Origin of the sequence: Pseudonocardia bannensis, from assembly GCF_012911875.1 — a bacterium.
Classification (GTDB): domain Bacteria; phylum Actinomycetota; class Actinomycetes; order Mycobacteriales; family Pseudonocardiaceae; genus Pseudonocardia; species Pseudonocardia bannensis.
This window is the reverse complement of sequence record NZ_JAAXKZ010000009.1, coordinates 1-19,622: the sequence shown is the minus strand read 5'-3', so window position 1 is coordinate 19,622 and position 19,622 is coordinate 1. Positions and strand designations below refer to the sequence as shown.

The following is a 19,622-nucleotide window of genomic DNA, read 5'->3' as shown; positions in this document are numbered from 1 at the left end:
TCGGGCCGGTCGCGCACCGCCGGTCAGCGGATCCGCCGCCCGGTCTCGGCGCACGAGTACCCGCCCAGGGCCTCCACGCTCGCCCGGAACTCCGGGCGCTCGAGCAGCGCCCACAGCGGCGCGAGGAGGTCGTCGGCCACCGTCGAGGTCCGCAGCACCAGGTCGTAGGGCTCCCGGGCGACGGGGACGAAGTCCAGCCCGAAGGCCCGGGCGGCGGCCAGGATGCCCATCCCGGTGTCGGCGCGTCCCGCGGCCACGGCGGCGGCCACCCCGAGGTGGGTGTGTTCCTCGCGGGAGTATCCCGACACCTCCGCGAAGTCGATCCCACGGCGGGCCAGCTCATGGTCGAGCAGGGCGCGGGTCCCGGCCCCACGCTGCCGGTTGACATAACGCAGTCCGGCCCGGGTCAGGTCCTCGACACCGGAGAGCCCCAACGGGTTGCCGGGCGCGACGATCAGTCCCTGGTCCCGGTGCACCAGCCGGACCACGGCCACGTCGGGGCCCGCCCCGAGCAGCTTGTCCACATAGGGCAGCGTGTACTCCCCGGTCGCCGGGTCCAGCAGGTGCGAGCCGGCGATGTGACACAGCCCGTCCCGCAGGGCCACCAGCCCGCCGAGCGACCCGACGTTCGACGAGGCCAGCGTGACCAGCGGGTCGGTGGCGCGCAGCGCGGAGGCCGCCAGGTCCAGCACCAGGTCGTGCGAGCCGATCGCGACGATCGTGTGCCCGATCTCGCCGAGCCCGCGCAGCAGTTCCACCCGGACCTGCTCGCCGGCGTGGTGGCCCTCCAGCCCGGCGGGCACCACGAGCAGGCCGTCGGCGCGCACCAGCGAGGTGAGCACGCCGGCGCCGCGGGGCAGCGGCGTGGCGACCACCTCGCCCTGCACGCGCCCCAGCCGGACCCGCACCCAGTCGTCCATCCCGATCGCGGAGGGGAGCTTGCGGGCCAGCCGCGCGGTTGCCGACGGTCGTTCCCGGGGAGCTGCCCCTTCCAGGTCGGCGAGCAGCGGTGCGGCGAAGATGTCGAAGGTGAGCGCGGCCGAGACCGGGTAACCCGGCGCGCCGAGCACCGGGGTCGCGGGAGTACCGGCGACGACGCCGAGGACGACCGGGTGTCCGGGCCGCACGGCGACGCCGTGCACCGCGAGCGTTCCGGCACCGGCGACGACGCGGGCGGTGTAGTCGTCGCGACCCGCGCTGGACCCGGCGACGAGGATGACCAGGTCGGCGTCGACCGCGGCTGCGCGCAGGGCCGCGCTGATCGCGTCCGGGTCGTCGACGACGATCTCGGTCACGCGCGCGTCGCAGCCCACCTCGCGGGCCTGCGCGGCGAGCATCAGCGAGTTCGTGTCCAGGATCTCCCCGGGGGCGGGCTCGGTGCCGATCGGCCGGATCTCGTCGCCGGTCGGGACGATGACGACGAGCGGCGGGCGCCGGACGACGAGCTCGGTGGCCCCGGCCGCGGCGCACGCGGCGACATCGACCGGCCGGAGCCGGTGGCCCTCCGGGAGCAGCAGCTCGGTGGCGCTGATGTCCTCGCCGATCGAGCGGACGTGCTGGTAGGGCGGGACGGCGGCGCGCAGCTCGGCCGCCCCGTCGCCCGTCCGGTGCACCTGCTCGCGCATCACGACGGCGTCGTAGCCGGCCGGGAGCGGATCCCCGGTGTCGACCACCTCGAACTCGCCCACGGCGAGCAGCACCGGGGTGGTCTCGGCCGCGCCGACGGTGTCGGCCGCCCGGACCGCGATCCCGTCCATCCCGGCGGAGTCGAACGCGGGCGAGGACCGCCGCGCCCACACCGGCTCGGCCGTCACCCGGCCCACCGCGGCGCCGACGGGAACCCGGATCGCATCGACCCGGGCCGGGCAGCCCGCCGCGGCACGTGCCTCCCGCCAGGCGTCGAGGGCCGCGGCGGCCGGGACGTCGGAGACGAACGGGCTCTCGGCGCTCACCCGCCGACCGTATCGACCCGGCGGGCGGATGGCCCACCCCGGCGCCGCACCACGCACACACCATGTCCGCGCGCACACACCGTGTCCACGCGCGCGGTCCCGTCACGCGGCGGTGGGCGTCACCGGTAGCGGGTGACCTCGACCTCGGAGCCGGCGTCCAGGCCGGTGGCGGGCTCGGGGACGACCAGGTACCCGTCGGCCCGGGTCAGCACGGACAACAGCGCAGACGGCCCGAACAGCGGCTCGGCGACCCCGTCGCGGATCGTCACCTGCACCACGTCGAGCCTGCCCGCGGCCGAGGCCAGGTCACGGGACAGCCGGGCCCGGGTGCCCGGCTCCGGCGGCGGGACCTCGCACCCCGCGAGCCGCCACACCAACGGCACCCCGATCAACCGGAACACCACCAGCGCGGACAGCGGGTTGCCGGGCAGCCCGACCACCGGGACGTCGGCGCCGCTCCCGCCCGGGCACTCGGCGAGCAGGGTCGGCTTGCCGGGCTTGATCGCGAGCCCGTGGCACCAGATCCGGCCCAGTGCGGCGACCGCCCCCGCGGTCTCGTCGCGCGCGCCCACCGAGGAACCCGCCGAGACGATCACCATGTCGGCGTCCGGGAGGACGCCGCGCAACGTCGTCTCCAGCGCTCCCGGGTCGTCCGGCACGATCCCGGCAAGCACCGGTTCCCCACCGGCGTCGGTGACCAGACCGGCCAGCGCCGACGCGGTGGCGTCCCGCACCTGGCCCGCGGCCAGCTCCGCCGTGCACGGCGGCACCACCTCGTCCCCGGTCGAAATGATCACCACCCGGGGCCGGGCGTGCACGGGCACCGCGGTCACCCCGGCCGCGGCGAGGAGCCCGAGATCCGGTGCCCGCAGCGGCCGCCCGGCGGGAACCAGCGCGGCACCCGCGGCGACGTCCTCGTCGGCCCGCACCAGGCCTCCGCCGGGTGCGACGGGCCGGGTCACCTCGATCGTGCCGGGCATCGTCTCGGCGGTGTACTCGACCATCACCACCGCGTCGGCCCCCGCGGGCAGCACACCGCCGGTGGGCATCGCGACGCAGCCACCGGGTGGCACCGCGACGCTCGGCTCCGCACCCATCCGCACCGCACCGACCAGATCGAGGTAGGACGGCAGGCCGTCGGACGCGCCGTAGGTGTCGGCCGCCCGGACCGCGAAGCCGTCGACCGTGGACCGGACGAACCCCGGCAGCGGGCCCGGTGCGGGCACCTCGGCGGCGGGTACCCGGTGCAGCGCCTCGGCCAACGGCACGGTCTCCACCTCGGTGCGCCGGACGGGCCGGAACCCGGCGAGGGTCTGCGACACGGTACGGGCGGTGAAGAACTCCCGCCCGGTCACGCGCTCGGTCATGTGATCGATCGTGCCCTCGCCCGCTCGGTCACCGGGCCGGCTGTTCCGCCGCGCCGTCGGGCTTGGGCTGCTCGCGCGCCGCAGCGCCGCCCTTCTCCAGGCCGAGCACGCTGACCACCGGCCCCAGCGCGACCTGGCCGAGCCCGCAGATCGACGTCTTGCGCATGGCCTCCTCGAGCCGCAGGACCCGCCCACGCTGCGCCTCGTCGAGCGACGACGATCCCGACGCCAGCACCCCGCGCAGCAACTCGTGCGCCTTGGTCGACCCGACCCGGCACGGCACGCACTTGCCGCACGACTCGTTGCGGAAGAAGCGCAGCACGTTGGTGGCGGCGGCCAGCAGGTCGGTGCCCTCCGCGATCACCACCAGCGCCCCGGAACCGAGCATCGTGCCGGCCTCCGCCAGCGGTCCGAAGTCCAGCGGCAGGTCGAGATCGTCGGGGCCGATGAAGTTCGACGACGCCCCACCGGGCTGCACCGCGGCGAGCGCGGCACCGCCGCGGACGCCGCCCGCGAGGTCGATCAACGACCGGACCGTCGTGCCCATCGGGACGCAGTAGACGCCCGGGTTCTCCACGTGCCCGGAGACGGCGAAGAACTTCCAGCCGACCGACTGGCCTTCGCCCTGGTCCGCCCACCACTGCGCGCCGCGCTGCAGGATCACCGGGACATCGGCGAAGGTCTCCACGGAGTTCATCAGGGTCGGCCGGCCGTGCAGCCCGTAGTTGCCGGGGAACGGGGGCTTGTTGCGCGGCTCGCCGCGGTGGCCCTCCATGCACTCCAGCAGCGCGGTCTCCTCCCCGAGGATGTAGCCGCCCGGGGAGACGAACACGTCGAGCTCCAGGCGGCGGCCGCTGCCGCAGGCGTCCGCCCCGATCACCCCGGCCTCGCGCAGCGCCGTGATCTCCGCGCGCAGCACCTGCTCCTCGGGCCCGTACTCGTGCCGGATGAACACCCAGCCCTGCTCGGCGCCGACCACGGCCATCCCGAGCAGCAGCCCCTCCAGAACCAGGTGCGGCTGGTCGGCCATGATCTGGCGGTCCTTGAACGTGCCCGGCTCGGACTCGTCGGCGTTGCAGACCGCGTACTTGATGCTCCCCGGCTCGGCCGCGCGGACGAGCTCCCATTTCTTCCCGGTGGGAAACCCGGCGCCGCCCATCCCGCGCAGCCCGGATTCGGAGAGCACGGCCACGACGTCGTCGGCGTTCAGCGATCCGGACAGCAGAGCCCGCAGGGTCGCGTACCGCTCGGCGACCCCGGAGCCCGCCGGGTACGGGTCGTTGGGCCAGGGCTCGGTACGACCCGACGGGGTCGCGTCCGCCTCGCCCACCCCGGCGCCCCGGGCCGCGGCGACGAGCGTGTCCGCCTCCGACACGGGCGCGGGGTGCTCGTTGACGGCCACCGCGGGCGCGATGTCGCACCGTCCCAGGCACGAGACCTCGACCAGCTCGACGTCGGCGTCATCGCCGTACCGGCCGCGCAGCTCGGCGATCCGGTCGTCGCCCGAGCGCAGCCAGCACGACAGGTCGTGGCAGACGTTCAGCGCGACCTTCGCCGGCGGCGACGTGCGGAAGTGCGGGTAGAACGAGATCAGGCCCTCGATCTCGTAACGCGGGCGGCGGGTGTCGCGGGCCAGTTCCTCCAGCTCCTCGCGGGGCAGCCACCCCACCCGGGCCTGGATCGCGTTGAGCGCCGGGATCAGCGAGGGCCCGGGGAACTTCCCGGCCCGCGCCTCCACCCCGGGCACCCGGCGGGCCCGGACCTCGGCCGCACGGTCCGACAGTTCGGTCACGCTCGCACTCCCTGTACCGGTGCGCCGAGGGCCTCGACCTGCACGGCGCAGAACTTGAACTCGGGGATCTTCCCGAACGGGTCGACCTCGTCGATCGTCAGCAGGTTCGCCGCCGCCTCCCGGAAGTGGAACGGGATGAAGCAGTTGCCCAGCTGTTCGCGGTGCGACACCCGCAGCTGCAGCTCGATCGTGCCGCGCCGGGACCGCACCCGGACCCGTTCGCCGTGCGCGAGCCCACGGTCGGCGGCGTCCTTGGGATGCATGTACACCTCGGCGACCGGGGAGATCGTGTCCAGGGCGTAGGACCGCCGGGTCATCGAGCCGGTGTGCCAGTGCTCCAGCAGCCGGCCGGTGTTGAGCACCAGCGGGTACTCCGCGTCGGGCAGTTCCTTGGCCGGCAGCCACTCGGCGGGCACCAGGTGGGCCAGCCCGTCGTCGGTGTTGAACCGCTCGTCGAACATCACGACGAGCCCGTCGGAGTGCTCCGGGTCGGCGTTGGGGTAGAGCTTCCCGGTCAGGCCGAGGTTGTCGTAGGACAGGTTCGCGTACGACGGCATCAGCTCGACCATCTCGTCGAAGATCTCGCTCGGCCCGGTGTAGTCCCAGTCCAGCCCGACCCGCCGCGCGATGTCCTGCACGATCTCCCAGTCCACCCGCGCCTGGCCGGGCGGGTCCATCACCTTGCGGCCGAGCTGCACCCGGCGGTCGGTGTTGGTGTAGCTGCCGTCCTTCTCCAGGTACGACGACGCCGGCAGGATCACGTCGGCGAACTCGGCGGTCTCGGTCAGGAAGATGTCCTGCACGACCAGGAAGTCCAGCGCGGACAGCGCCTTGCGCACCTTGTTGATGTTCGGGTCGGACAGGAACGGGTTCTCGCCCAGCATGTACATACCGCGCACACCACCGGGTTCCAGCGCCGACTTGATGATCTCGGTGACGGTCAGCCCGCGGTTCGGGTCGAGTTGGGTGCCCCAGGCGTCCTCGAACCGGCGCTGGGTCGCTTCCCGGTCGACGCCCTGGTAGTCCGGGTAGAACATCGGGATCAGCCCGGCGTCGCTGGCGCCCTGCACGTTGTTCTGCCCGCGCAGCGGGTGCAGACCGGTGCCCGGACGCCCCACGTTGCCGGTGATCGAGCACAGCGCGATCAGGCAGCGGGCGTTGTCGGTGCCGGTGGTGTGCTGGGAGATCCCCATGCCCCAGTAGATGACCCCGGCCTTGGCCTCGCCCCAGATCCGGGCCACCTGTCGGATGGTGTCGGCGTCGACGCCGCAGATCGTCGCGGAGCGCTCCGGTGGGTAGTCCGCCACGGTGCGGGCGAGCGCGTCGTAGTTCGACGTGCGGGTGGCGATGAACTCCCGGTCGATCAGCCCGAGCCGGATCAGCTCGTGCATGATCGCGTTGTAGAACGCGACGTCGGTGCCGGGCTTGATCTGGCAGTGGATGTCGGCGTGGTCGGACACGGTCCCGGCCCGCGGGTCCACGTAGACGATCGTCGTTCCCTGCCTGCGGGCCTGCTTGAAGAACGAGGACGCGACGGGGTGGTTGGCCGTCGCGTTGCTGCCGGTGATGATCGCGACGTCGGAGTTGACCACGTCGCCGTAGGTCGTGGACACCGCGCCCGACCCGATGCCCTCGAACAGCGCCGCCACCGACGACGCGTGGCACAGCCGGGTGCAGTGGTCGACGTTGTTCGTCCCGAAGCCGGCCCGGATCAGCTTCTGGAACAGGTACGCCTCCTCGTTGGAGCACTTCGCCGAGCCGAACCCGGCGATCGCACCCGGGCCGCCGCTCGCGTGGATCTCCTTCAGCCGGGTGGCGACGAGGTCGAGTGCCTCCTCCCAGGTGGCCTCCCGGAAGTGCGGCAGCACCTCGTCGTAGTCGACGAGCCCGCCGGGCTTGCGGCCCTTCCCCTTGCCGTTCCCCTTGCCGTTCCTGCTGCCGTTCCGGCCTCCGCCGGACCGCTCCCCGCCACTGCCTGCGCGGCCGCGGTCGTTCTCGACGTCCCCGCGGACGTCGGCCGAGAGCGGGCCCTTCGGGTAGGACGACTCGCGGCGGATCAGCGGCACGGTGAGCCGCTGCGGCGAGGCCGCGTAGTCCCAGCCGTAGCGACCCTTGACGCACAGCCTGCTCTGCGACCCGGGCTGGTCACGGCCCTCGGCGAACACGATGGCGTCGCGCGACCGGTCCACGTAGTAGGTGAGCGCGCAGCCGACCCCGCAGTACGGGCAGACGCTGTCGACGGCGTCGAGCTCGGAACGGGGGCGGATCGGGACGCCGCCGATCGGCTTGTTGGTCAGCGCCCCGGTGGGGCAGGCCTGCACGCACTCGCCGCAGGTCACACACGAGCTCGAGCCCATGGGGTCGTTCAGGTCGAACGCGATCCGGGTCGAGTAGCCCTTGCCGGAGCGGCCGATCACGTCGTTGCCCTGGATGTCGTCGCACGCCCGGACGCAGCGGTCGCACAGGATGCAGGCGTCGTGGTCGACGTCGATCACCGGGTTGGAGCCGTCCGTGCCCCGGCCGGAGCCACAGGGCAGCTCGGTGGTCTCGCGGGCGACGTCGAACCGGTCGGCCAGCTCGAGCAGCAGGTTGTCGCCGGTCGTGGTCTGCTTCGGGTCCTCGGCGCGGGGCGGCTGATCGGAGAGCAGCAGCTCGGTCAGCGTGGCCCGGTTGCGCTCCAGCTCGGGGGTGGTCGTCTTCACCTCCATGCCGTCCTCGCACGGGCGCACGCAGGCTGCGGCGAACACCCGGCCGCCGGTGTCGACCACACACATCCGGCAGACGCCCACCGGGTCGTACCGCTCGTCGTGGCAGAGCACCGGGATATCGATCCCGAGCTGCTTCGCGGCGTCGTAGATGGTGGTTCCTTCGGGCACCGTCACGGTGCGGCCGTCGATCTCGGCCGTGACGGTGCGGACCGACGTGACAGGCTCCTGCACAGCCGTCATCTCGACCCCCGTTGCTCGAGCAGTGTGACTCGGACGACCCTAGTTCACCGCCGCCGAGATGGCGGCGTCATCCTGCGCCGAACCTCACCCGTCGATCAGCAGGCCGGCCAGGTCCGCCGGGCGGGGCCGCCCGGCCGCGTCCAGCCCGCGCGCCGCGTAGTAGCCGTCGACCATGGACTGCAGCCGTTCAGCGGTGAGCGCCGCGACCCGGCCCGAGCCCAGTGCCAGCGGGGTGCTCAGCATCCGGGCGGGCAGCCGGTCGTCCGCCGCGGTGGCACCCTCGCGCAGGTTGAACACCCGCTTGGCCAGCACGATCCGCCGGGCGACGGCCCGCAGCTCGGCGGCGTCGACGTCCCACCCGGTGACGGCGGCGAGCAGGGCCGCCCACTCGTCGAAGGGCTCGGTGAAGACACCGCGCAGGAACTTGCACAGGATCATCGAGTCCATCACCGCGGCGCGGTCCTCGGTGCCGATCGCGGCGGCGACGTGTGCGGCGCCGCCGGCGAGGCGATCCAGCTCCCCGGACAGGTCGGCCTCGTAGGCCCCGGACCGGTTGTGGTCCGCACCGCGGGAGTTCACCGCCAGCCCGAGCGCCATCGCCTGCAAACTCCGCGGCTCGTACCCGGGCAGCTCCAGGCCCTTGACCTGGGGAGCGAAATCGATCGAGTCGTGACCGACGACCGCGGCGGCGTGCCGTGACCCCTGGGCGAGCAGCTCCCCGAGGCCCGGTTCGCGGGCGCCGATCGCGTCCAATGCCCGCAGCAGTGCCGCGCCGTCGCCGAAGCGCAGCCACGGCGCGTCGATCAGGCCGCGCTCGACGCATTCCATCGCCCACGCGATCGTGCCGCCGGCGGAGATGGTGTCGATCCCCAGCTCGTCGCAGCGGGCACTCGCGGCGAACACGTCGTCCGGGTCGGACACCCCGCACAACGGACCGAGCGCGAACACGTTCTCGTACTCCATCCGCTGGCTGCCGCCACCCTTGCGGGAGTAGATGTGCTCGCAGCCGATGGAGCAGGACGCACAGCTGTTGCGGGCCACCCCGCGCATCTCGTGCAGCTCCTCGGCGGCCAGCCGGGGCGCGGCCTCGAAGGTGGCGGCGGTGAAGTTGCGGGTGGGCAGCGTGCTCACCGCGTTGAACGCGAGCAGGTTCGCCAGCGTGCCGAGCTCCCGGTACTTGGCGGTGGCCGGCCCGAAGCTGCGTCCCCGCAGGTCGCGCGCGGCAGCCAGCACGCCCGCCTGGTCGGCGACGGCGACCTTCGTCCCTGCCCGCACCAGGACGGCCTTGATGTTCTTCGCCCCCAGCACGGCACCGAGCCCGCCGCGGCCCGCGTGCCGGCCGTCGTGACTGATCGTCGCGTAGCGGACCTGCCGCTCGCCCGCCGGACCGATCGCGGCGGTACGCCAGCCACGGCCGAAGCGCTCGCGGGCGGTGGTCTCCGCCTCGGCCGCCGGCAGGCCGGCCAGCTCGGGAGCCGGTTCGAGCCGCACTCCGTCGCTGTCCACGAGCACGACCGACAGCTCGTCCGCGCGGCCGCGGATCACGATCGCGTCGTGCCCGGTGAGCTTGCCGGAGATGGCGAACTGGCTGGACGCGAGCGCGTCGGTGAGCAGCCCGGTCAGCGGCGACTTGGCCACCACGGCGAACTTCGCGCTCGTGGTCAGCGGTGTCCCGACGAGCGGGGAGAACACGAACGCGAGCGGCGCCGCGGGGGCCAGCGGATCCGCGCCGGCGGGAGCCAGCCGGTGCAGCAGCCAGGTGCCGAGCCCGACCCCGCCGAGGTAGGCCCGCCGCACCCGCTCGTCGAGGTCCAGCGGTGTCCCGGTCGCCGCCCGGCCCGTCACGTCGACGATCAGCGCACGTCCGAAGTACCCGCCCGCCGTCATACCGCGACTGTAGGCCGGTCGGCCGAACGCGGGGGTATTCCTGCGGGGCCGAACGAGCGTCGCGGGGCGTTCGTCGGCTCTGCTGGACTCCTTCCGTGGTCGACACGTAGCTGATCACCTTCGCCGGCCACGCCGCCGTTGCTCGGCCTCGGCGGCGCGCAGTTCCTGGCCGAGGGGAAGGCGTGGTCGGTGCTGTGGGGCGGACGGCTGCTGCCCGTGATCTGAGCAGCTCAGCCCCCGGCATCTGCGGACAGGAACGCGACCACATCGCCGGCCACCAGCGGCAGCGCCGGGTCCCGGCTGATCTGGTCGCCGTTGAGCGCGGCCACCACGTGCCGGTCCAGCACCAGGCCGGTGGCGGCAGCGGCGGCGGCGAGGGTCCCGGCGCGGACGGCCTGCGGGCCGTGGTGGCCACCGCTCGCCAGCGCGCCGTAGCGCTGCACGGTGATCTGCGGGGCGGGGCGTCGCCGGGCCGCGGCGTAGTCCTCCGGGGCGTTGACGTTGACCAGGGAGTCCAGGTCGGGGTCGAGCCGGGCCAGCGGCGCGTCGGTGAGCAGTTCGGCGTCGTCGGGCCGGGCCACGCGGCACTGCTTGAAGAGCATCGCCGGGCGCAGTTGTCCGTCGGCGACGAGCTTGGCGACCAGCTCGGCCAGCGCGGTCCGGTATCCGGCGGCCAGCGGCTGCGGGAACCCGCGCGCGACCGGGAGCACCACGTCGACCGCGGGGTCGAGATCGGCGAGAACCCGCAGCACCCGCTGGACGAAGGCAGGGTGCAGGAACGGCATGTCGGTGGAACACACGAACGCGATCGGGGCGCGGGCCGCGACCGTGGCCAGACCGGTGGCGATGCCCTGCATCGGGCCCAGCCCCTCGACCGGGTCCTCGACCACCTCCACCCCGGCCGGCAGTGCGGGCAGTTCCTGCCCGGGGGCCCGGACCACCACGACGGGGCCGTCGACCGTCCGGCCCAGCAGCGCCGCGGTGCGGTGCAGCAGCGTCGAGCCGTGCCACTCGAGTGCGGCCTTGGGCTCACCCATCCGCGAGGACCGCCCGCCCGCCAGCACGATGCCGGCCGCGGCGCCGTCGCTGATGCTCACGCGAGCCATCGTAGGCCCGACCGGCCGCCGGGCCGCGCCGGAGCGGATCGTGGCCCACCGTCAGCGAGCCGGCGCGGGCGCTCCTACCCTGAACCCCGGTCGATCACGGCCGTGTGACGGGGCGACTGAGGAGCGAAGCGATGGGCCGCTTGACCATCCGCCGGCCGGTGCTGCGGCTCGGGCCCGACGGTGCGCGCCGCCGCCCGGACAGCCTGGCCGCCGAGGAACCGCTGGAGATCCGGGTCGGCGGGAAACCGCTGTCGGTCACGATGCGCACGCCCGGCCACGACGTCGAGCTCGCCCACGGCTTCCTGCTCACCGAGGGGGTCCTGGGCTCGTCCGAGGACGTCGCCGTCGCCCGCTACTGCGACTCCGTCGACGCGGACGGCCGCAACACCTACAACGTCCTCGACGTGGCGCTGGCCCCCGGCGTCGAACCCCCGGACACCTCGGTCGAGCGGAACTTCTACACCACCTCCTCGTGCGGGGTGTGCGGGAAGGCCTCGCTCGACGCGGTCCGCCTCAAGACCCGCTTCTCCCCCGCGGCGGATCAGGTCTCGGTGTCCTACCGGACCCTCGTGACGCTGCCGGACACGCTGCGCGAGGCCCAGCGGGTCTTCGACTCCACCGGCGGGCTGCACGCCGCGGGGCTGTTCACCGGCGACGGGCGACTGCTGGTCGCGCGGGAGGACGTGGGGCGGCACAACGCCGTCGACAAGGTGCTCGGCTGGGCGCTGCTGAACGGGCACGTCCCCGCCACGGGGACGGTGCTCATGGTGTCCGGGCGAGCGTCGTTCGAGCTCGTCCAGAAGGCCGTGATGGCCGGGGTGCCGATGCTGGCCGCGGTGTCCGCGCCGTCGTCGCTGGCGGTGGAGCTCGCCGACGAGGCGGGCGTGACCCTGGTCGGGTTCCTGCGCGGCGAGTCGATGAACGTCTACACCCACCCCGACCGCATCAGCTGATGTCCCGCGACCAGCGGGCGAGGCGGTCGGCGAAGGCCGCCCCGAGGTCGACGAGCCGGCCGGTGTGGCCCAGGAAGAAGTGCGACGCGCCCGGGACGATTTCGATCTCGGTGTGCGTCCAGTCCCGGGCCACGCGTGCCACCTCGGCGGGCGGGCGCACCTCGTCGCGCTCGGCGAGAGCCAGCAGTTTCGGGCGCGGGTCGGTGGCGAGCCGGTCGAGGTCCCGGGCGAACCGCAGTGGTGGGGCGATCGCGTACCAGCCCCCGAGGCGCGGATGCCGCACCGACAGCGCCATGTCCGCGCCGAACGACCACCCGGCGAGGACGAGCGGCACCTCGGCGGGGAGGCGCTCGTCGAGCGCGGTCACCGCCGCCTCGACGTCGAGCCGCTCGCCGGTGCCGTCGTCGAAGCCGCCGTCGCTGCCCTCCACACCGCGGAAATTGAACCGCAGGCAGGCCACGCCGTGGGCCGGCAGCGCGCCGAACAACGCGTCGATGACGACCGTGCGCATGCTGCCGCCGTACTGCGGGTGCGGGTGGCACAACACCATCGCGGCGCGGGGTTCGCCGCCGGGCGATGCGACCTCGGCCTCCAGCCCCAGACCGTCGGCGGTGCGCAGGCGCAGCGATTCGATCATCGGTCGAGCCTACGGCGCACCGGGCCGTTCCCGGTGGAAGCGGCTCGGCCCGTGCTGGAGGCACCGCGAGCCACTTCCGCTCGGCGGACCGCGCTGGTACGCACGTGGCATGCGGGTCGTCGCGCTGGACCACATCGTGCTCGTCACACCGGAGCCCGAGAGGCTCATCGCCTGGTACCGGGAGACCCTCGGCCTCGAGCCCGAGCGGCTGGACGCCTGGCGCAACGGTGAGGTGCCGTTCGCGTCGCTGCGCGTCTGCGAGTCCACGATCATCGATGTGCTCTCCGGCGAGCGGACGGGCGCGAACATGGAGCACGTCGCGCTCGTCGTCGACGACGTGGACCTCGACGCGCTCGCCGCCGAGCACGGCGTGGCGGCGCCGAAGGACCTGTTCGGCGCCCGCGGCCAGGGGCGGGGCATCTACCTGCGCGATCCCGACGGCAACGGGGTGGAACTGCGCAGCTACGCCTGACGCCCGCCGCACGCGTACGCCGCACGGCCACCGGGCTCAGCCCCCGCTGCCGTAGGGCCGGGTGATCACCTCCAGGTTGTGTCCCTCCGGCGAGTCGAAGTACATGCCCCGGCCCCCGTCGTGGGTGTTGAACCCGACCGTCCGGTGGCCGGGGTCGGCATAGGTGGTGATCCCCCGGTCGTGGAGCCGCTTGTCGACCGCGTCGAACTCGTCCTCGGTGATCAGGAACGCGTAGTGCTGGGGCGTCACGTCGTCGCTGGTCATGAAGTCCAGGCTGGCCCCGTGGGCGACCGTGACCACGTCGAATGGGCCGAACCGGGTCGGTTCGGGCAGTCCGAGAACGTCGGCCAGGAACCGCGCCCCGGCCTGCTGATCGCGGGTGAAGACGATGGTGTGGTTGAACTCGACGGCCATGGCCCCACCTTGCAACCTGCACCCGGGTGCAGGTCAAGGCTGCTCAGCGCAGCCGCCGCCGGTGGTCGAGCCAGAGTGCGACCGCGCCGAGCCCGACCAGGCTGTGGCGCAGCTTCGCCGCCCGCGCGTCGGCCCGGTCCTCCCGGCGCGAGCGGCGGTGCTCGATCTGCGAGGTCTGCACGGTCAGCCCGCGGCTCACCGCGTCGTCGGCGATGCTGCGCCAGTTCCGCACGATCCCCCCGCCGAGCAGGGTCTCCAGCGCCACCGCGGCCAACTGCTCCTCGTTGACCTCCTCGGACAGCATCTGCTGCATGATCCGGCGCAGGTTCTGCCCCATCACGTCGGTGAGCGAGATCTGCGGCGCGAACAGCCGGACCGAGCCCTCCAGGTTCGCGTAGGACTTGCCGAGCACCGAGACCATCGGGTTGGTCGAGATGCCGCGCTTGGTCGCGAACCCGAGCGCCGAGGTGAGAACGGTTCCGAAGTCGATGTCGCCCAGCGAGCGGCCGGCCAGCTTGGGCACCAGCCTGCTCATGTCCCCGACGAACCCGGCGACGTCACCGCGCGGGGTGACCCGGCCCAGCTCGATCCACGCCCGGGCCGCGCCCGAACCGTCGTTGCGCAGGATGGAGATGAGCAGCAGCAGCAGCGACATGCTCATCCGCCGGTCCATCCGCCCGACCATGCCCCAGTCGATGATCGTCGCGACGCCGTCGGCGGAGAGGAAGATGTTGCCCGGGTGCGGGTCGGCGTGGAAGACGCGCTCGCTGAAGTACGACTGGCACATGAAGCCGAAGACGTCGTGACCCGCGGCCATCAGCTGCTCGGCGTCGTCCGGACCGGGCTGCACGTCGCGCACCGGGCGACCGGCGGCCATGCCCTGCACGAGGACCCGCGGCGTCGCGGCGACGACGTCGGGCACCGCGACCAGGTCGAACTTCGCCGCCACCTGCCGGGCCGCGTCCATGTTCTCGGCCTCACGGGTGAAGTCGAGTTCCGGCTCCATGGTGTCGAAGATCATGTCGAGCATGGCCTCGACGTCGATGACCTCGGTGAAGTCCGGGGTGCGCTTCCCGACCACGCGGGCGATGCGCCGCATCAGCCACATGTCGTCGCGCATCAGCGCCGCGATCCCCGGTCGCTGGATCTTCACCACGCCGGGGCGGCCGTCGTCGAGCTCGACGCGGTAGACCTGCGCCAGGGACGCCGCACCCAGCGGCTTGTCCACGTCGATCGAGCGGAACCGGCCGCGCCAGTCCGCCCCCAGCTCGGTCTCGAGCACCGGCTCCAGGTCGGAAAACGGCAGCGGCGAGACCTGGTCGTGCAGTTGCTCGAACTCGGAGATCATGGTCGCGGAGACCATGTCGGGCCGGGTGGCGAGCATCTGCCCGAGCTTCACGTAGAACGGGCCCAGCTCCTCGAGGGCGTGCCGGACCGCGCGGGCGCGCTCCCGGCCGGGATCGGCGTCCGGGGGCCGGTTGCGACGACCGGCCAGCGCCCGTACCTCGCGCGCGGTGAGCCCGCCGAGCACCCGGGCCACCGCCCGCGCTCGGGCCGGTGCGGCCATCGGCTGCTACGCGCCGTTCAACGGGGTGCCGGCCGTGCCGTCGGGCGAGGACCCGTTGCTCCCGTTGTCGGTGGCCGCGCTGGCGGCCGCGATCTCGTCCCCGCCGACCTCGGGCTCCTCCTCCACGGCACCGCGGTTCTCCGGGGGCAGCAGGCCACGCAGCACGTTGCCGGTGATCCGGCGGAACGCGCGCCGCGGGCGGGCCCGGTCGAGCACCGCCACCTCCAGCGCGCTCACCCCGAGGATCCGGCTCGTCTGGCCGGCGCCCCCGCTCGATCCGGGCGCGGTGCCCGCCACCTGCAGAGCCTGGACGGCGACGGAGACGGCGTCGTCGAGCTTGAGGCCCGGCTGGTAGGACTCCTGCAGCTTCGCGCTGATCGGCTCGGTCTGGCCGCCCATCACCACGTAGCGCGGCTCGTCGGTGATCGAGCCGTCGTAGGTGATCCGGTAGAGCTGGTCGCCCTCGGGCGCCTCACCGACCTCGGCGACGCACAGCTCCACCTCGAAGGGCTTCTGCTGCTCGACGAAGGAGTTGCCCAGGGCCTGCGCGTAGGCGTTGGCCAGCCAGCGGCCGGTCACGTCGCGACGGTCGTAGGAGTAGCCGCGCACGTCCGCGAGCCGGATGCCGCCGGTGCGCAGATTCTCGAACTCGTTGTAGCGGCCGACCGCGGCGAAGCCGATCCGGTCGTAGATCTCGGACACCTTGTGCAGCGCGGTCGAGTGGTTCTCCGCGACGAACAGCACGCCGCCGGCATAGGCCAGCACCACGACGCTGCGCCCGCGGGCGATGCCCTTGCGGGCCAGCTCGGAGCGGTCGCGCAGCAGCTGGTCGACCGAGGAGTAGAACGGCATCGTCACGGGCGGAACTCCTGACTCAGCGAGATCGGTTCAAGCACGAAGAGGGCGGCAACGCGGGGTCAGCCGCCCGGGCGGACGGCCCGGGCGGCTAGCACCTGGGCCGTGATCTCCTCGATCTCCGAATCGGGCCGCCGGACCGCGCCCTCCGCGCCGCTGATGCTGACGACGACCGGGTAGATCTTGCGGATCATGTCCGGGCCACCGGTGGCGGTGTCGTCGTCGGCGGCGTCGTAGAGGGCCTCGATCGCGGTCCGGATCGCCTTGGACTCGTCGGCCGCCGGGTCGTGCAGCTTCTTCAGCGACGACTTCGCGAACACCGACCCGGACCCCACGGCGTGGTAGCCGAGCCACTCGTCGTAGCGGCCGCCGGTGGGGTCGTAGGTGACGATCCGAGCAGCCTTGGACGGCTCGGTGGCCTCGGTGTCGTAGCCGACGAACAGCGGGACGACCACGAAGCCCTGCAGGGCCGCGCCCAGGTTCTGCCGCAGCATCCCGGCCAGCTTGTTGGCCTTGCCGTCCAGCGACAGCGGGACGCCCTCGATCTTCTCGTAGTGCTCGAGGTCCACGCTGAACAGCCGGATCATCTCCAGCGCGATCCCCGCGGAGCCGGCGATGCCGACCGCGGAGTACGAGTCGGTGATGAACACCTTCTCGATGTCGCGCTGAGCGATCACATTGCCCGCGGTGGCCCGCCGGTCACCGGCGATGACGACACCCTCGGAGAAGGTCAGGGCGACGATCGTGGTGCCGTGCGGCGCCTCGAACCCGGCCCCCGCGCGCGGGCCCGCGGCGGTGAGGCCCTCCGGCACCCGGCCGGGCAGCAGGTGCGGCGCCGTGGCGGCGACGAAGTCGGTGAACGACGGCGAACCGGGCGCGAAATAGGCGCCCAGGTGATCGGCGAAGATCCCGTTGTTGACCGGCGGCCGGGGGTCCATGGTCAGGTGGGTGCCTCTCCTCGTGCGGACATCGCGTGCGGTGTGCGGAATGACGGTGCGAGCGGATGTGAGAGTACTGCGCCGGGGTACCGGACCCGGTGACCGGCCGACCCACAGGTGCGGGCCGGCCGATACCGGAGAGCGGTTACTCGCCGCCCTTCTGGACGTAGGCGCGGACGAAGTCCTCGGCGTTCTCCTCGAGGACGTCGTCGATCTCGTCGAGGATCGTGTCCACGTCCTCACCGAGCTTCTCACGACGCTCCTGGCCGGACGCTTCCGCGCCGCTGCCGTCCTCGTCGTCTCCGCCGCCACCGCCCTGACGCTTGGTCTGTTCCTGCGACATGACGTCTCCTCCTCGCGCCTGGGTCCCGCCCGACGTGCCGTGCGAGCACGCCGAACCGGGGTCCGGTAATGCAAACCCTACCTAGCGGACACGCGACACGCCCGCGGTTGCCGCTGGGCCGCTGGGCGCGTCGTGCACCCGCCGCACCCGGGAACGGCCCGGCAGAGCGGCCCTCACCCCTTGGTCAGGGCCTCGACGAGCTCCTCGGCGGTGCGGGAGTTGTCGAGCAGGTCCCCGACGTGGCGGCGGGTGCCGCGCAGCGGTTCCAGGGTGGGGATGCGCACCAGCGACTCGCGGCCCAGGTCGAAGATCACCGAGTCCCAGGACGCGGCGGCCACCTCGGACGGGTAGCGCTCCAGGCAGCGCCCACGGAAGTAGGCGCGGGTGTCCTCCGGCGGGTTGTGCATCGCCTCGGTCACGTCGTCCTCGTTGACCAGCCGCTTCATCGACCCGCGGGCGACGAGCCGGTTGTAGAGGCCCTTGGCCATCCGCACGTCGGTGTACTGCAAGTCGACCAGGTGCAGGCGCGGGGAGCTCCAGGCGAGCCCGTCGCGCTCGCGGTAGCCCTCGAGCAGCCGGAGCTTCGCCGACCAGTCGAGCCGGTCCGCGGTGCTCATCGGGTCGCGCGCGAGGTCGTCGAGCACCTCGCCCCACAGCCGCAGCACCTCGGCCGTGGCGTCGTCGACGTCCGCGCCCTGGGTGTTCTCGACGTGCTTGCTGGCCTTCTCGAAGTAGGCCCGCTGGATGTCGAGGCCGGTGAACTTGCGGCCGTCGGTCAGCTCGACGGTGGTCTTCAGCGTCGGGTCGTGGCTGATCGCGTGCACCGAGCGCACCGGCTCGGCGAGGCGCAGCTCGTCGAAGCGGACGCCGTTCTCGATCATGTCGAGGACCAGCGCCGCGGTACCCACCTTGAGCAGCGTCGAGTACTCCGACATGTTCGCGTCGCCGATGATGACGTGCAGCCGGCGGTACTTGTCGGCGTCGGCGTGCGGCTCGTCGCGGGTGTTGATGATGCCCCGCTTCAGCGTCGTCTCCAGGCCGACCTCGACCTCGATGTAGTCGGCGCGCTGGGAGAGCTGGTAGCCGGCCTCGTCGCCGGACGGGCCGATGCCGACCCGGCCCGCGCCGCTGATGACCTGGCGGGACACGAAGAACGGGGTGAGGCCGCTCACGATCGACGGGAACGTCGTGGATCGGGCCATCAGGTAGTTCTCGTGGGAGCCGTAGCTGGCGCCCTTGCCGTCGACGTTGTTCTTGTAGAGCTGGATCCGGGGTGCCCCGGGCACGGTGGCCGACCGCATCGCGGCCTCCTCCATGACCCGCTCCCCGGCCTTGTCCCAGATCACGACGTCGCGTGGGGTGGTGACCTCGGGAGTGGAGAACTCCGGGTGCGCGTGGTCGACGTAGAGCCGGGCGCCGTTGGTGAGGATCACGTTCGCCGCGCCCAGGTCGTCGAGCTCGGAGTCGCCGGGCGTGGACAGCGTCGGCGCCGACAGGTCGAAACCACGGGCGTCCCGCAGCGGCGACTCCACCTCGTAGTCCCATCGGGCGCGCCGCGAGCGTGGGATCTCGGCGGCGGCGGCGTAGGCCAGGACGACCTGGGTGGAGGTGATGACCGGGTTGGCGGTCGGATCGCCGGGCACGGAGATCCCGTACTCGACCTCGGTGCCCATGATCCGGCGGGCGGTCAAGGCCGGACCTCAACGGTAGAGCGCATGGGCCGAGACTAGCTTGCGATCCGCGCATGGACGGACAGAAACGTGGCGCCGCCCCCACCCGCCGCCGCGGCGACCGCCGCCGGGCCGCCCGAGCGGCGGCCTGGGCACTGCCCCGGCGGCACGCCTGCAAGGATTCGGTGCGTGCAGGCAGGGCATCCCGCGGACGAGCTCGTGGCGGTCTACGACGCCGCCGGTGCTGTCATCGGGGTCGCGGCACGCGGCGAGGTCTACGCCCGCTCGCTGTGGCACGGCAGTGCCGGGGTGCTGCTGCGCAGCGGTGACGGCGAGCGGGTCTACGTGCACCGGCGCTCACCGCAGAAGCTGGTCATGGCCGGGCTGCACGACTGCTGGGCCGGCGGGGTGGTGGGGCCCGGCGAGTCCCCCGAGCAGACGGCCGCCCGTGAGCTGGCCGAGGAGCTCGGCGTCATCGGGGTCCCGCTGCGGCCGCTGTTCGCGCTGGCCTGGGACCAGGGCCGGGGCGGGCTGCGCTGTCATCTGTTCGCCTACGAGGCGAGCTGGGACGGACCGGTGGTCCACCAGCCCTCGGAGATCGCCTCGGGCGGGTGGATGGACCTCGACGAGCTGCGGGCGCGGCTGGCGGACCCGGACTGGCCGTTCGTGCCCGATGGGCGGGCGCTGATCGAGCGGTGGTTCAGCGAGCGCCCCTGAGCGG

General features: G+C 73.0%; 16 protein-coding genes. 3 read left to right on the top strand and 13 right to left on the bottom strand.

Features of this window, described 5'->3' with window-relative positions:
- Window positions 1-23: 23 nt before the first annotated feature.
- From HF519_RS04280 to HF519_RS04255, 6 genes are all read right to left on the bottom strand, one after another.
- Window positions 24-1,952, bottom strand: a complete 1,929-nt coding sequence (locus HF519_RS04280) for a molybdopterin biosynthesis protein (RefSeq protein WP_169410311.1) — start codon at window positions 1,950-1,952, stop codon at window positions 24-26.
- Window positions 1,953-2,071: 119 nt separating this feature from the next.
- Window positions 2,072-3,319, bottom strand: a complete 1,248-nt coding sequence (locus HF519_RS04275) for a molybdopterin molybdotransferase MoeA (RefSeq protein ID WP_169410310.1) — start codon at window positions 3,317-3,319, stop codon at window positions 2,072-2,074.
- A gap of 28 nt (window positions 3,320-3,347) precedes the next feature.
- Entirely contained in the window at window positions 3,348-5,111 is a 1,764-nt protein-coding gene (locus HF519_RS04270; RefSeq protein WP_211169526.1) for an NAD(P)H-dependent oxidoreductase subunit E, read from the bottom strand.
- Window positions 5,108-8,059, bottom strand: a complete 2,952-nt coding sequence (gene fdhF / locus HF519_RS04265) for a formate dehydrogenase subunit alpha (protein WP_169410309.1) — start codon at window positions 8,057-8,059, stop codon at window positions 5,108-5,110. The genes HF519_RS04270 and fdhF overlap by 4 nt, the downstream gene beginning before the upstream one ends.
- Window positions 8,060-8,143: 84 nt before the next feature.
- Entirely contained in the window at window positions 8,144-9,946 is a 1,803-nt protein-coding gene (locus tag HF519_RS04260; protein WP_169410308.1) for an aldehyde ferredoxin oxidoreductase family protein, read from the bottom strand.
- A 230-nt stretch (window positions 9,947-10,176) separates the two neighbouring features.
- Window positions 10,177-11,043 carry an NTP transferase domain-containing protein gene (locus HF519_RS04255; RefSeq protein ID WP_211169525.1) on the bottom strand — a complete coding sequence of 289 codons (867 nt, stop codon included), beginning with the start codon at window positions 11,041-11,043 and terminating at the stop codon, window positions 10,177-10,179.
- A 140-nt stretch (window positions 11,044-11,183) separates the two neighbouring features.
- On the opposite strand from HF519_RS04255, the gene fdhD reads away from it, so the two are divergent.
- On the top strand, window positions 11,184-12,005 hold the full coding sequence (gene fdhD, locus HF519_RS04250) for a formate dehydrogenase accessory sulfurtransferase FdhD (RefSeq protein ID WP_169410306.1): 822 nt from the start codon (window positions 11,184-11,186) through the stop codon (window positions 12,003-12,005).
- Here fdhD and HF519_RS04245 read toward each other — a convergent pair.
- On the bottom strand, window positions 11,998-12,642 hold the full coding sequence (locus tag HF519_RS04245; RefSeq protein ID WP_169410305.1) for an alpha/beta hydrolase: 645 nt from the start codon (window positions 12,640-12,642) through the stop codon (window positions 11,998-12,000). The genes fdhD and HF519_RS04245 overlap by 8 nt on opposite strands.
- Window positions 12,643-12,751: 109 nt before the next feature.
- On the opposite strand from HF519_RS04245, the gene HF519_RS04240 reads away from it, so the two are divergent.
- Window positions 12,752-13,114, top strand: coding sequence for a VOC family protein (locus HF519_RS04240; RefSeq protein ID WP_169410304.1), 363 nt, complete (start codon window positions 12,752-12,754; stop codon window positions 13,112-13,114).
- 36 nt (window positions 13,115-13,150) lie between these two features.
- On the opposite strand, the gene HF519_RS04235 is transcribed toward HF519_RS04240, so the two are convergent.
- The 6 genes from HF519_RS04235 to dop form a co-directional block, all read right to left on the bottom strand.
- Window positions 13,151-13,528, bottom strand: coding sequence for a VOC family protein (locus HF519_RS04235; RefSeq protein ID WP_169410303.1), 378 nt, complete (start codon window positions 13,526-13,528; stop codon window positions 13,151-13,153).
- Window positions 13,529-13,571: 43 nt separating this feature from the next.
- A complete protein-coding gene (locus HF519_RS04230; RefSeq protein ID WP_169410302.1) occupies window positions 13,572-15,095 on the bottom strand; it encodes an ABC1 kinase family protein in 1,524 nt (507 codons plus the stop codon).
- Between the two features lie 6 nt (window positions 15,096-15,101).
- Complete coding sequence (gene prcA, locus HF519_RS04225) at window positions 15,102-15,953, bottom strand: proteasome subunit alpha (RefSeq protein ID WP_169410301.1); 852 nt, start codon at window positions 15,951-15,953, stop codon at window positions 15,102-15,104.
- A gap of 59 nt (window positions 15,954-16,012) precedes the next feature.
- Entirely contained in the window at window positions 16,013-16,888 is an 876-nt protein-coding gene (gene prcB / locus HF519_RS04220) for a proteasome subunit beta (RefSeq protein ID WP_169410300.1), read from the bottom strand.
- Between the two features lie 145 nt (window positions 16,889-17,033).
- The gene (locus HF519_RS04215) at window positions 17,034-17,231 is read right to left on the bottom strand and encodes a ubiquitin-like protein Pup (RefSeq protein WP_169382842.1); all 198 of its coding nucleotides are present in this window, start codon (window positions 17,229-17,231) and stop codon (window positions 17,034-17,036) included.
- Window positions 17,232-17,404: 173 nt separating this feature from the next.
- Window positions 17,405-18,904, bottom strand: a complete 1,500-nt coding sequence (dop, locus tag HF519_RS04210; RefSeq protein ID WP_169410377.1) for a depupylase/deamidase Dop — start codon at window positions 18,902-18,904, stop codon at window positions 17,405-17,407.
- A 186-nt stretch (window positions 18,905-19,090) separates the two neighbouring features.
- Between dop and HF519_RS04205 the strand changes: the two genes are divergently transcribed.
- A complete protein-coding gene (locus tag HF519_RS04205; protein WP_169410299.1) occupies window positions 19,091-19,618 on the top strand; it encodes an NUDIX domain-containing protein in 528 nt (175 codons plus the stop codon).
- Window positions 19,619-19,622: the final 4 nt, after the last annotated feature.